Source organism: Streptomyces sp. NPDC054932 (assembly GCF_053610205.1).
This window is the reverse complement of sequence record NZ_JBSGXU010000081.1, coordinates 20,212-33,575: the sequence shown is the minus strand read 5'-3', so window position 1 is coordinate 33,575 and position 13,364 is coordinate 20,212. Positions and strand designations below refer to the sequence as shown.

Annotated in this window: 10 protein-coding genes; 4 read left to right on the top strand and 6 right to left on the bottom strand. The window is 70.5% G+C overall.

The window, feature by feature from the left end:
• Window positions 1–42 precede the first annotated feature (42 nt).
• The 5 genes from ACWGE1_RS22210 to ACWGE1_RS22190 all read right to left on the bottom strand — a co-directional run bounded on the left by ACWGE1_RS22210 (window position 43) and on the right by ACWGE1_RS22190 (window position 5,912).
• Entirely contained in the window at window positions 43–990 is a 948-nt protein-coding gene (locus ACWGE1_RS22210; RefSeq protein WP_453422215.1) for a zinc metalloprotease, read from the bottom strand.
• A gap of 224 nt (window positions 991–1,214) precedes the next feature.
• Complete coding sequence (locus tag ACWGE1_RS22205; protein ID WP_453422214.1) at window positions 1,215–2,876, bottom strand: alkaline phosphatase D family protein; 1,662 nt, start codon at window positions 2,874–2,876, stop codon at window positions 1,215–1,217.
• A 129-nt stretch (window positions 2,877–3,005) separates the two neighbouring features.
• Window positions 3,006–3,800, bottom strand: coding sequence for a DsbA family protein (locus ACWGE1_RS22200; RefSeq protein ID WP_453422213.1), 795 nt, complete (start codon window positions 3,798–3,800; stop codon window positions 3,006–3,008).
• A 48-nt stretch (window positions 3,801–3,848) separates the two neighbouring features.
• On the bottom strand, window positions 3,849–4,538 hold the full coding sequence (locus ACWGE1_RS22195; RefSeq protein ID WP_453422212.1) for a hypothetical protein: 690 nt from the start codon (window positions 4,536–4,538) through the stop codon (window positions 3,849–3,851).
• A gap of 39 nt (window positions 4,539–4,577) precedes the next feature.
• A complete protein-coding gene (locus ACWGE1_RS22190; protein WP_453422211.1) occupies window positions 4,578–5,912 on the bottom strand; it encodes a DUF2252 domain-containing protein in 1,335 nt (444 codons plus the stop codon).
• A 173-nt stretch (window positions 5,913–6,085) separates the two neighbouring features.
• Between ACWGE1_RS22190 and dnaE the strand changes: the two genes are divergently transcribed.
• Window positions 6,086–9,628, top strand: coding sequence for a DNA polymerase III subunit alpha (dnaE, locus tag ACWGE1_RS22185; protein WP_453422210.1), 3,543 nt, complete (start codon window positions 6,086–6,088; stop codon window positions 9,626–9,628).
• Window positions 9,629–9,730: 102 nt separating this feature from the next.
• Here the strand turns inward: dnaE and ACWGE1_RS22180 are convergent, their stop codons facing one another.
• Window positions 9,731–9,895 (bottom strand): hypothetical protein, encoded by a 165-nt coding sequence (locus ACWGE1_RS22180; RefSeq protein WP_453422209.1) that lies wholly within the window; start codon window positions 9,893–9,895, stop codon window positions 9,731–9,733.
• Window positions 9,896–10,115: 220 nt separating this feature from the next.
• Between ACWGE1_RS22180 and ACWGE1_RS22175 the strand changes: the two genes are divergently transcribed.
• Genes ACWGE1_RS22175 through ACWGE1_RS22165 form a run of 3 tightly spaced genes read left to right on the top strand, consistent with a single transcriptional unit; the run spans window position 10,116 to window position 13,358 of the window.
• Window positions 10,116–11,423, top strand: coding sequence for an NYN domain-containing protein (locus ACWGE1_RS22175; RefSeq protein WP_453422208.1), 1,308 nt, complete (start codon window positions 10,116–10,118; stop codon window positions 11,421–11,423).
• A gap of 28 nt (window positions 11,424–11,451) precedes the next feature.
• The gene (locus ACWGE1_RS22170) at window positions 11,452–12,489 is read left to right on the top strand and encodes an ABC transporter ATP-binding protein (RefSeq protein WP_453422207.1); all 1,038 of its coding nucleotides are present in this window, start codon (window positions 11,452–11,454) and stop codon (window positions 12,487–12,489) included.
• On the top strand, window positions 12,486–13,358 hold the full coding sequence (locus ACWGE1_RS22165) for an ABC transporter permease (RefSeq protein ID WP_453422206.1): 873 nt from the start codon (window positions 12,486–12,488) through the stop codon (window positions 13,356–13,358). The genes ACWGE1_RS22170 and ACWGE1_RS22165 overlap by 4 nt, the downstream gene beginning before the upstream one ends.
• Window positions 13,359–13,364: the final 6 nt, after the last annotated feature.

Here is a 13,364-nt window from a genome sequence, read left to right as displayed (position 1 = left end):
GGCCCGGTCCGGCGGTTGCCGGACCGGGCCCCTGTCGTCGGGTCAGCCCGCCCGGTAGGCGGTCCAGCTGCTCGACATGCGGGCCACCTGGCCGGCGGTGAACTGGTACATGCAGGAGTCGTACGTGTAGTCCATGAAGTTGCGGATCGGGTCCGCGCCCGGCTTGCTCGCGCAGCTGTCGCGCCCGGTCGGGCACTCGTACGCGGCGCTCTTCTCGGCCGGGGTGTCGGAGACGTAGTCGCCGTTGCCGTTACAGCCGCCCTGGAAGGTGTGGTAGAGCCCCAGCCAGTGGCCGACCTCGTGGGTGGCGGTGTCACCCTCGTTGTAGTTGGCCGAGGAACCGCCCGGCAGCGAGCTGTCGAGCACGACCACGCCGTCCATCTTGGGGCTGGAGGCGTAGGAGGTCGGGAAGGTCGCCCAGCCCAGCAGGCCGCCGGAGAGCTTGGCGGTGTAGAAGTTGAGCGCGCCCGGGCCGCCCTTGCGCAGGGTGTTCTTCATGTCCTTCTCGGCCTGGGAGCCGGAAGCCAGGTTGTACCAGGAGGCGTTGTCCGTGTAATCGGTGGCCGCGAGGGTGAACTGGAAGTTCGTGTTGACGTTTCCGGTGCCCTGGCCGCCGTAGGCCGCGTTGAGGACCGCCAGCTGCTTGCTGACGTCCGTGGCCGTCAGCTTTCCGGTGGTGCCGGAGTGCACGACGTGGAAGTACACGGGGATGTTCACGACGGCCTCGGCGGCGGCGAGGCTGCGCTGCGGCTGGTTCTTGAGGGCCTTGTCGAGCTTCGCCTTGAGGTCGGCGTCCATGGCCTTCGCCTGCGCGTCGGTGATCGCGTTGGGCTCGTCCGCGTGCTCGTCGTGGGCGCGCGCCACGCGGGCGTTCGCCGCGCCGGCGGGCTGGTCGGCGCAGACCTCGGCGGGGGACTTCACGGCCGCGAGCGTGGTGGGGGCAGCCAGCGGGGTGAAGGCCAAGGTTCCGGCCAGAACCGCCGTGCCCATCAGGCGGCGGCGAAGACGTGGGGATATGCGGGCAATTGCGCGCACGTGTGCTCCTCGCGGGTGGGGGGTTGTGGCGTGAAGGATCTTCTTCAGCTGGCGGGAAGCTTATGTGTGCATGACATATTCAGGTCAAGTGTCTTACGTAAAAGATTTGTTGCTTCAAACGCACAAGGGGCGCCCGGTATGCGTCGGACGCCCCTTGTGGCGGAAGAATTGACGGTCAATCAGCGAACCGGCTGATAGGACCGCTCCACCTTCTGGGTCCCGTTCGGCGTCCGGTACGACCGGGTCCATGCCGATGTGGCACCCGGCTGCCGCTTGTCGGACACCACGTAGTAGTCCATCTGCGAGCGCTCCGCCGTGACGTCCAGCACGCCGTAGCCGTGCGCGTCCATGTCGAGCCACTTCACGTGCCAGTTGGCGGCCTTGACGGCCGTCTCGGCGACCAGCGAGGCGGTGTCCGCGGGCACGTGCAGGATGTCGTCGAGGTTGTCGGAGGTCACCGAGGTGACGACGAACTCGGTCGCGGCCGTCCCCGAACCCGGGTACGTGGCCATGTTCACCGGGACCTCGTTCGCCCAGGCCATGTGGATGTCACCGGTCAGGAACACGGTGTTCTTGATGTTCCGCGCCTTCAGGTGGCCCAGCAGTTCCTTGCGGTCGTCCGTGTACCCGTCCCACTGGTCCACGTTGACCGCGAGGCCGCCCTCGGGCAGGCCGAGCAGCTTGGCCAGCGGCCCGAGCAGGTGCGCGGGGAGCGAGGCGAAGGCGACCGGCGAGATCATCACCGAGGTGCCGACCAGCTTCCAGGTCGCATTCGATCCCGCGAGGCCCGACTTGAGCCAGTCCAGCTGGGCGCGCCCGGTGATGGTGCGCTCCGGGTCGTCCACGGCGCCGCTGCCCACCTTGACCTGCTGTGAACGGAAGGAGCGCAGGTCCAGCAGGTGCAGGTCGGCGAGGGTGCCGAAGCGCAGCCGCCGGTAGACGGTGCCGGCGATGGAGGCGCGTACGGGCATCCACTCGAAGTACGCCTGCTTGGCGGCGGCCGCGCGGGCCGCCCAGTCGCCCTCGGCGCCCGGCGTGTGGTTCTCGGCGCCGCCGGCCCAGCCGTCGTTGGCGAACTCGTGGTCGTCCCAGATGGCGATGACCGGGTGCGCCTGGTGCAGCGCCTGGAGGTCGGCGTCCGTCTTGTACTTGCCGTGCCGGGTGCGGTAATCGGCCAGCGAGACGATCTCGTGCTCCGGCTCGTGCCGGCGCACGGTGTACTTCGCCTCCGGATAGCCCCCGGACTGGTACTCGTAGATGTAGTCGCCCAGGTGCAGGACCGCGTGCAGATCGGTGCGGGCGGCCAGGTGGCGGTAGGCGGAGAAGTAGCCGGACTCCCAGTTGGCGCAGGAGACCACGCCGAAGCGGACCCCCTCGGTCGTCGCCTCGTGGGCCGGGGTGGTCAGGGTGCGCCCGGCGGGGGAGACCGTGCCGCCCGCGGTGAACCGGTACCAGTACGGCGTCTGCGGCTGGAGCCCGCGCACGTCCACCTTGACCGTGTGGTCGGTGGACGCGCTCGCCGTGACGGTTCCCCCGGCGACGATGCGGGAGAAGGCCTGGTCGGAGGCCACCTCCCAGCCGACCTGGACGGCCGGTCCGAGTCCGGAACCGGGTACGGCCCCGGGGGTCGGGGTGACGCGGGTCCACAGGAGGACCCCGTCGGGCAGCGGGTCGCCGGAGGCGACGCCGTGCAGGAAGGCGGGCGCGGCGCCCGCCGCGTGGGCGGCCGAGGCGCCCAGCGAGGTGAGGGGGGCCAGCGCGGCCGTGGCCGCGGCGGCGAGAACGACCGTACGACGACGGGGGGTTGCCGCGGCCCGTGAGGGGATGAGATGACTGGTCACGGACAATCACATTACCGACGGGTACACCTCCTGGAACAGACGTGGGAATGCAACGGGCGGGCGAACTCTGGGAGTTCGCCCGCCCGTTGGTGCGGTCCGTCCGGGAGGTCCTCCCGGAATGTCCTGGGATCAGCCCTGGATGGCCTTGTCGATCGCCGCCGTGAACTGCTCCGCCGTCTGCGGGGTGTCGATCTTCTTGCCGTCCATCTTCAGGGTCGGCGTGCCCTTCACCCCGGACTTGTCGAAGGTCTTCGACATCTCCAGCGCCCACCGGTCGTACGTACCGTCCTCGACGGCCTTCTTGAACTCGGCGTTGCCCTTGAGCGCGGGAACCGTGTCCGCGACCTTCAGCAGGTAGTCGTCCTTGGCGAAGCTGTCGACGGACTCCTCGGGGTGCAGCTCCTTGGAGTAGAGCGCGGCCTTGTACTCCAGGAAGGCCTCCGGGCTGACGTTCAGCGCGGCGCCGAGCGCGCTCAGCGCGTTCTTCGAGCCCTCGCCCTTGACGGCGTTGTCGATGAAGGTGGCGCCGATGTACTGGAGCTTGTACTTGCCCGCGTCCACGTCCTTCTTGATCTGGGCGCCGGCCGCCTGCTCGAAGGAGGCGCAGGCCGGGCAGCGCGAGTCCTCGTACAGCTCCAGGGTCTTCTTGGCGTCGGCCTTGCCGACGACGACCGTGGTGCCGTCCGCACCCTCGGTGTTCTTCGGCTTGACCAGCTCGGCCTTGGCGGCCTTCTCCCAGTGGCCGGGCTCGTTGGCCTTCATGACCCCGTAGGCGATGGCGCCGGCCAGCGCGAGCAGGGCCACGACGCCGCCGCCCACGACCACCTGGCGGCGCATCCTGTCCTTCTTGGCCTGGGCCTCGCGCTCGGCGCGCAGCCGCTCGCGGGCCGCTGCCTTGTTCGCCTGGCTGTTGCGTGAGCTCATCATGATCTCCGTGGGGTGTGACGTGCGAAAGGGACTGCCGTACGTGCGTCAGGCGCGCGCGAGCGCGCCGAGCACGGGGGGTCCCCGCCGTCCCACGGAGTGTGCGGGGAATCGGGTACGCGCCCCGGCGCCCGGCAGGACCGACCGCAGCAGGGCCCGCGCCGGCCGGCGGGCCGCCGACACCGGGGCCGCGGCCAGCAGCAGCGGCCGGAACGCGAAGGCGGCCACCGCCCGCAGCAGCCGGCCCAGTGCCCGCTCGCCGTGGCGCAGCCATGCGGCGGCGAGCAGCCCCACCGAGACGTGGGCGCCGAGCAGCAGCCACGGCGTGTACGGACCGGGCGAGGCCAGCAGCGCGGCCGCGTCGGCGGCCGGCCCGGTCACCTCGGCCAGCGGCCCGCCCACCGGCGTGCCGCCGCACAGTGCGTCCAGGCCCATGGCGCGCAGCGGGCCCGCGACGGGGCCGCCGGCCGGGCCGTAGCAGAGGTGCTGCCCGGCGGTGAATACGGTGTCGGCGGCCAGCTCCAGCGGTACGAGCAGCCCGGCGATGGGGCCGAAGCCCCGTTCGCGGCCCGCGAGCGCGTAGGCGATCGCGAACACACCCGCGAAGGCCCCGGCCACCAGCGTGCGCGGCAGCGGGACCTGCGACATCAGGACGTGCGAGCCGGACGAGAGCAGCACGACGAGCGCGCTGAACAGCGCGGCCCGCAGCCCCCTGAGTCCCGTCCCGGAAATGTCCATCCTCGCGAGTGTGCCATGCGTTCCTGTGGGAACAGGCTTTCAGGGAGTGAGACGCCCGTTACGGAAGAGGTCCACGAAGATCTGGTGGTCGGCGCGCGCCCGGGCCCCGTACGCGTGGGCGAAGTCCACGAGCAGCTCGGCGAAGCCCTTCTCGTCGGCGGCGATCGCCGCGTCGATGGCCCGCTCGGTGGAGAACGGCACCAGGGACTGCCCGCTCTCGGCCTCGTCGGCCGACGCGTGCATGGTCGCGGTCGCCCGGCCGAGATCGGCGACGACGGCCGCGATCTCCTCCGGGTCGTCCAGGTCCGACCAGTCCAGGTCCACCGCGTACGGGGAGACCTCCGCCACCAGCTGACCTGCGCCGTCCAGCTCGGTCCAGCCCAGCCACGGGTCGGCGTGCGCCTGCAGGGCCCGCTGCGAGATGACCGTGCGGTGCCCCTCGTGCAGGAAGTACTCCCGCACCGCCCGGTCCGTGATGTGCCGGGAGGCCGCCGGGGTCTGCGCCTGCTTGAGGTAGATCACGACGTCGTTCTCCAGGGCGTCGCTGTGCCCCTCCAGCAGGATGTTGTAGGAGGGCAGGCCCGCCGAGCCGATGCCGACGCCCCGGCGGCCGACCACGTCCTTGACCCGGTAGGAGTCGGGGCGCACGAGGGACTCGTCGGGAAGCGTCTCCAGGTACCCGTCGAAGGCGGCCAGCACCTTGTAGCGGGTCGCGGCGTCCAGCTCGATGGAGCCCCCGCCGGAGGTGAAGCGGCGCTCGTAGTCCCGTATCTCCGTCATCGAGTCCAGGAGGGAGAAGCGGGTCCGGGAGCGGGCCGAGCGCAGCGCGTCCAGCAGCGGGCCCTCGGCGGTGTCCAGGGTGAAGGAGGGCACTTCGTCCTTGTCGGGTGCCCGGCCCCCGACGGCCAGCCGGTGGATCCGCTCCCGGTATGCGCCGGCGTAGATCCGCACCAGCTCGCTTATCTGGTCGTCACTGAGCGCCTTGGTGTAGCCGATCAGGGCGACGGAGGCGGCGAACCGCTTCAGGTCCCAGGTGAAGGGGCCGACGTAGGCCTCGTCGAAGTCGTTGACGTTGAAGATCAGCCGGCCGTTGGAGTCCATGTACGTGCCGAAGTTCTCGGCGTGCAGGTCCCCGTGGATCCACACCCGGCCCGTCCGCTCGTCCAGGTACGGGCCGCCGTGCCGGTCCCGCTCCAGGTCGGAGTAGAAGAGGCAGGCGGTACCCCGGTAGAAGGCGAAGGCCGAAGCCGCCATCTTGCGGAATTTGACCTGGAAGGCAGCGGGGTCGGCGGCGAGCAGCTCACCGAACGCGGTGTCGAACACGTCGAGGATCTGCTCTGCGCGCTGCTCGTCGGTCGTCTCGGGGACCGCCATGGCGGGTTCCTCCTGGTGCACGGGCTGTTTCGGGTTCCGACCGACTGGACGCCGGATCGGCCCTCCTGGTTCTGCAACGCCCGACCGTACCGGTCAGTGCCCGTGATCTGTCACCCGGCCGACGTAGGATTCGAAGCTGCCCCCTCACCCCCCGCCCCCGGAGGACCCGCGCCGTGACAAAGCCGCCGTTCACGCACCTGCACGTCCACACCCAGTACTCGCTGCTGGACGGTGCCGCACGGCTGAAGGACATGTTCAACGCGTGCAACGAGATGGGCATGACGCACATCGCCATGTCCGACCACGGCAACCTGCACGGGGCGTACGACTTCTTCCACACCGCGCAGAAGGCCGGCATCACGCCGATCATCGGCATCGAGGCGTACGTCGCCCCCGAGTCCCGGCGCAACAAGCGGCGCATCCAGTGGGGCCAGCCGCACCAGAAGCGCGACGACGTCTCCGGTTCCGGCGGTTACACCCACAAGACGATCTGGGCGTCGAACGCCACCGGTCTGCACAACATCTTCCGGCTGTCCTCCGACGCCTACGCCGAGGGCTGGCTCACGAAGTGGCCGCGGATGGACAAGGAGACCATCTCCAAGTGGTCCGAGGGCCTGATCGCCTCCACCGGCTGCCCCTCCGGCGAGGTGCAGACGAGGCTGCGGCTCGGCCAGTTCGACGAGGCCGTGCAGGCCGCCTCCGACTACAAGGACATCTTCGGCGAGGGGCGCTACTTCCTGGAGCTGATGGACCACGGCATCGAGATCGAGCGCCGGGTCCGTGACGGGCTGCTGGAGATCGGCAAGAAGCTCGGCATCCCGCCGCTGGTGACGAACGACTCCCACTACACGTACGCGAGCGAGGCCGGGGCCCACGACGCGCTGCTGTGCATCCAGACCGGCAAGAACCTCTCGGACCCGGACCGCTTCCGCTTCGACGGCACCGGCTACTACCTGAAGTCGACCGACGAGATGTACGCGATCGACTCCTCGGACGCCTGGCAGGAGGGCTGCGCCAACACCCGGCTGGTCGCCGACCAGATCGACACCGAGGGCATGTTCAAGTTCCGGAACCTGATGCCGAAGTTCGACATCCCGGACGGTCACACCGAGGTCAGCTGGTTCCGCGAGGAGACCATGCGCGGCATGCACCGCCGCTACCCCGGAGGCATTCCGGAGGACCGGATGCAGCAGGCCGAGTACGAGATGGACACGATCATCTCGATGGGCTTCCCGGGCTACTTCCTCGTGGTCGCCGACTTCATCATGTGGGCCAAGAACCAGGGCATCGCGGTGGGCCCGGGACGAGGCTCCGCGGCCGGTTCGATCGTCGCCTACGCCATGGGCATCACCGACCTCGACCCGCTCACGCACGGTCTGATCTTCGAGCGCTTCCTGAACCCCGAGCGCGTCTCCATGCCCGATGTCGACATCGACTTCGACGAGCGTCGGCGCGTCGAGGTGATCCGGTACGTGACCGAGAAGTACGGCGCCGACAAGGTCGCCATGATCGGCACGTACGGCACCATCAAGGCCAAGAACGCGATCAAGGACTCGGCCCGCGTGCTGGGCTACCCGTACGCCATGGGCGACCGGCTCACCAAGGCCATGCCCGCCGACGTCCTCGGCAAGGGCATCCCGCTCTCCGGCATCCTCGACCCGCAGCACCCGCGCTACGGCGAGGCCGGCGAGATCCGCGGGATGTACGAGAACGAGCCGGACGTGAAGAAGGTCATCGACACCGCCCGCGGTGTGGAGGGCCTGGTCCGCCAGATGGGTGTCCACGCCGCCGGCGTGATCATGTCCAGCGAGACGATCACCGACCACGTACCCGTCTGGGTGCGGCACACCGACGGCGTCACCATCACCCAGTGGGACTACCCGAGCTGCGAGTCGCTCGGCCTGCTGAAGATGGACTTCCTGGGCCTGCGCAACCTCACGATCATGGACGACGCCGTCAAGATGGTGAAGGCCAACAAGGGGATCGACATCGATCTCCTGGCCCTCCCGCTCGACGACCCCAAGACCTTCGAACTGCTCGGCCGCGGTGACACCCTCGGCGTCTTCCAGTTCGACGGCGGGCCCATGCGCTCCCTGCTGCGCCTGATGAAGCCCGACAACTTCGAGGACATCTCCGCCGTCTCGGCCCTGTACCGGCCGGGCCCGATGGGCATGAACTCGCACACGAACTACGCCCTGCGCAAGAACAAGCAGCAGGAGATCACCCCGATCCACCCGGAGCTGGAGGGACCGCTCGAAGAGGTCCTCGCGGTCACCTACGGCCTGATCGTCTACCAGGAGCAGGTCCAGAAGGCCGCCCAGATCATCGCCGGGTACTCGCTCGGCGAGGCCGACATCCTGCGCCGCGTGATGGGCAAGAAGAAGCCCGAGGAGCTGGCGAAGAACTTCGTCATCTTCGAGGAGGGCGCCAGGGGCAAGGGCTTCAGCGACCAGGCCATCAAGGCCCTGTGGGACGTCCTGGTCCCCTTCGCCGGCTACGCCTTCAACAAGGCCCACTCGGCCGCGTACGGGCTGGTCTCCTACTGGACCGCCTACCTCAAGGCGAACTTCCCGGCCGAGTACATGGCCGGTCTGCTCACCTCGGTCAAGGACGACAAGGACAAGTCCGCGATCTACCTGAACGAGTGCCGCCGGATGGGCATCAAGGTCCTGCCGCCGAACGTGAACGAGTCCGAGCCGAACTTCGCGGCCCAGGGCGACGACGTGATCCTCTTCGGCCTCACCGCGGTGCGCAACGTCGGTACGAACGTCGTGGAGTCGATCATCAGGACCAGGAAGGCGAAGGGGAAGTTCTCCTCCTTCCCCGACTTCCTGGACAAGGTCGAGGCCGTCGTCTGCAACAAGCGCACCGTCGAGTCGCTGATCAAGGCGGGCGCCTACGACGAGATGGGCCACACCCGCAAGGGCCTGGTCGCGCACCACGAGTCGATGATCGACAACGTGGTCGCGGTCAAGCGCAAGGAGGCCGAGGGACAGTTCGACCTGTTCGGCGGAATGGGTGACGAGAACGCGAGCGACGAGCCCGGCTTCGGCCTCGACGTGGAGTTCTCCGACGTCGAGTGGGAGAAGTCCTACCTGCTCGCCCAGGAGCGCGAGATGCTCGGCCTCTACGTCTCCGACCACCCGCTCTTCGGGCTGGAGCACGTGCTGTCCGACAAGACGGACGCCGGTATCTCCCAGCTGACCGGCGGCGAGCACTCCGACGGCGCGGTCGTCACCATCGGCGGCATCATCTCGGGCCTCCAGCGCAAGATGACCAAGCAGGGCAACGCCTGGGCCATCGCCACCGTCGAGGACCTGGCCGGCTCCATCGAATGCATGTTCTTCCCCGCGACCTACCAGCTCGTCTCCACCCAGCTGGTCGAGGACACCGTGGTCTTCGTCAAGGGCCGCCTCGACAAGCGCGAGGACGTCCCCCGCCTGGTCGCGATGGAGATGATGGTCCCCGACCTCTCCTCGGCCGGCACCAACGCCCCGGTGGTCCTCACCATCCCCACCGTCAAGGTCACACCGCCGATGGTGACCCGTCTGGGCGAGATCCTGCGCCACCACCGGGGCAACACCGAGGTGCGGATCAAGCTCCAGGGGCCGCGGACCACCACCGTGCTGCGCCTCGACAAGCACCGCGTACAGCCCGACCCCGCCCTCTTCGGCGACCTCAAGGTGCTGCTCGGGCCGTCCTGCCTGGCCGGATAACACCGGTTCGTCCCCCCGTGCGAAGGGCCTGCCCGGTGATGCCGGGCAGGCCCTTTCGGCTTCTGATCATCACTGACCGACGTGAAGGCGTCAGTGAAGGCGTCAGTTGTGGCCGAACTTCTTCTGCTTGCTCTTGTGGGCCAGGTCCATCGGACTCGGAGCCTGAGACGCCTGCTCGGGCGAGGAATCCGACGAGCTCCGCGACGCGTCCTGTCCGGAGGTGCGGGACTGCTGCTTCGGCTGCTTCTGCTGCTTGTTCTTGGCCATGGTGGAGCCTCCGTGAGGGTCTAGGGGCCAGGACCGCCTTCACACTCACACAGCGCCAGAAACCGCGCATTTTGGATCATTGCTGCGCGTAGCCGATGCTCCGCACCCCTCCGGCCGTGAGATCCGCCACGCCGATGATCGAGTTCCGGCCTTCAACGCCCTTGGGGTCGGGCAGACTCGGAGAACCGCCGAAAAGCACAGAGGACCCCCAGGGAAGAGGGTGGAACGCGTGGACCGCTGCGTCGTCCTGGTGGACGCCGGCTACCTGCTGGGTGCCGCCGCCAGCCTTCTCGCCGGGGAGCCCTCCCGCTCCCGGATCACCATCGACCACGCCGCCCTCATCCAGGGCCTGCGCGAACGGGCCGAGGCCGACACCGAACAGCCCCTGCTGCGCATCTACTGGTTCGACGGTGCGCCCGACCGGGTGCCCCAGCCCGAACACCGGCGGCTGCGCGTCATGCCCCGCGTCACCGTCCGCCTCGGCGCCCTGACCCGGAGCGACGGCCGCTGGGCGCAGAAGGGCGTGGACGCCGCCATGCACGCCGAGCTCACCGAGCTCGCCCGCAACCGGGCCTGCTCCGACGTGGTCCTGGTCACCGGCGACGGAGACCTGCTGCCCGGCCTCATGTCCGCCAAGGAACACGGGGTCGCCGTCCACCTGTGGGCCGTCCAGGCCGCCGACGGGGACTACAACCAGTCCGAGGACCTCGTCGCCGAGGCCGACGAACGCCGCGTCCTGGACCGGGCCTGGATCACCCGCGCCGTCCGCGCCAAGGACCTCACCGGGCTCTGCTCCCCACCGCCCGCACCGCGCCCCGACATCGCCGCCATCCTCTCGGCCCCGCTGCCCGAGGCCGCACTCGCCGAGGCCGCCCGCAACGGCACCGCCGCCACCGGGGAGCAGGAGCCGGGCGGGGTCCCCGTACCGGCGCCCACCACCCCCGGCGGCAAGCCGGTGCCCACCCCCAAGGACCTGGCCGGAGCCCTGCGGGCCCCCGTGGCACAGAGCGGCCCGCAGGCCGGGCAGAGCGGCGCCCACGCTCCCGCCAGCGCCCTGCGCTGGTCCTCCGACAAGGGCTGGATCGACCGGGCCGGACCGCTGGGCGAGCCCGCCGAGACCGCCTCGCTGCCCACCCTCGCCCAGCTCACCAGCGCCGAACAGCGCTGGGCGGACCGGGAGGAGGACATCACCACCGTCGGCGGGGACCCGTTCGAGGTGGGACAGGTGTTCGCCCGCCGCTGGATGGAACGGCTCCCGGAGACCGTCCACCTGCAGAAGCTGGCCACGATGTACCCGCGGATCCCGCACCGGATCGACGGCGAACTCCTGCGCTACGCGGCCCGCTTCGGACTGCTCGCGCACAAGGACGACCAGATCGACGAGCACGACCGGTACGCCATCCGCGCCGGGTTCTGGCGGGAGATCGACGTCCGCGCCGCCGCCGAACACGTGGCCGCCGTACCGGCCTCCGCGCCCGGAGCGGGCCCCGGCGACCTTTCCGCCCCGCTGACCCCGACGGCCGAGTAGGGGCGGGAACCCCGTAGGCTGCTCCCTCGTGAGTACGGGCACAGCACAGGCGGGAAACAGCACGGCGGCAGCCGCAGGAGCGGCGCCGGACGTGATCTGCGCGGTGCGTGACCTGGTCAAGACGTATCCCGCGGTACGCGGTCGGCGCGGGGCCCCCGCCCTGCCCGAGACCCGAGCCAACGACGGGATCACCCTGGAGGTCCGCCGCGGCGAGATCTTCGGCCTGCTCGGGCCCAACGGCGCCGGCAAGTCCACGCTGGTCCGCCAGCTCACCGGCCTGATGCGGCCGGACTCGGGCGCGGTGACCCTGCTCGGCCACGACCTCGTACGCCACCCCGGGCGGGCCTCCCGGCTGCTCGCCTACCTGGGGCAGGAGTCCACCGCCCTGGACGAGCTCACGGTGGCACTGGCCGCCGAGACCACCGGACGGCTGCGCGGGCAGGGCGTCCGCGAGGCCCGGGCCGCACGCGACGCCGTACTGGAAGAACTCGGGCTGACCCCGATCGCCGGACGGCCCCTGAAGAAACTTTCCGGCGGCCAGCGCCGCCTCGCCTGCTTCGCCACCGCACTGATGGGGGAGCGGCCCGTACTGGTCCTCGACGAGCCCACCACCGGCATGGACCCCGTGGCCCGGCGCGCCGTGTGGTCCGCCGTCGACCGGCGGCGCGCCGAGCACGGCGCGACGGTCCTGCTCGTCACCCACAACGTCATCGAGGCCGAGACCGTCCTCGACCGGGTCGCCGTCGTCGACCAGGGCAAGGTCATCGCCTGCGACACCCCGGCCGGACTGAAGGCCACGGTCTCGGGCGAGGTCCGGCTGGAGCTGGTGTGGCGCGAGGGCGCTCCGCTGGAGGTCCCGGAGGTCGCCCGGCTGCGCGACCGGGCCACCGAGGCCGGGCGGCGCTGGGTGCTCCGGCTGGCGCCGGACGAGGCGAGGGCGGCGGTGGCCTCGGTCACCGGCGGCCCGGCCTTCGCCGCGCTCGACGACTTCACCCTGGCCACCCCCAGCCTGGAAGACGTGTACTTGGCCCTCGGCGGCAGGACGAAAGGGCTGGTGAAGTCGTGAGCGACCGTTCGACGGGGGCCGTCCGGGCCGTGCTCGCGCCCGACGCCGTGCCGTCACCCGCTGGGGGCGCCGCGCCGGCGGACGCCGCCGACGCCCGTGCACAGGCATCGCAGCCCGCGCCGCTGGCGCCCGGCGCGCGGTTCTTCCCCGCCCTGGCCGCCGTGTACCGGGCCCAGCTGTCCCGGGCCCGGGTGGCACGGATCCCCCTGCTGTTCGTCGCCACCTTCCAGTCCGTCGGGATCATGATCCTCATGCGGGGCGTGGTGGACGGGGGCTCGGAGGCCCGCGCCGTCGTCGCCGGATCCTCGGTGCTCGTCGTCGCCTTCGTCGCGCTGAACCTCCTCGCCCAGTACTTCGGGCAGCTGCGGGCCGGCGGCGGGCTCGACCACTACGCCACCCTGCCGGTGCCGCCCGCGTCGGTGGTACTGGGCGCGGCCGCCGCGTACGCCTCCTTCACCCTGCCGGGAACCCTGGTCACCGCCGTCTTCGGATGCCTCCTCTTCGGGCTGCCGATGAGCGGACTGTGGATCCTGGCCGCGGTCGTGCCGCTGGCCGGGGCCGCGCTGGCCGGGCTCGGCGCGGCGCTGGGACTGCTGGCACCGCGGCAGGAGCTGGCCACCCTCGCGGGGCAGCTCGGGATGTCGGCGGCGCTGCTGCTCGGCGTGCTGCCGCCGGAGCGGATGCCGGAGGTGATCGTGTGGGCCCGGGACCTCCTGCCGTCCACGTACGGCGTCGAGGCCTTCGCCCGTACCTTCGCGCCGGAACCGGACTGGGCCGCCGTCGCCTTCGACCTGGGCGTCTGCGGGGCCGTCGGGGTCCTCTCGCTGGCCGTCGCGACCTGGGCGTACCGCCGGGCCGCCGTCCGCTGACGCGGT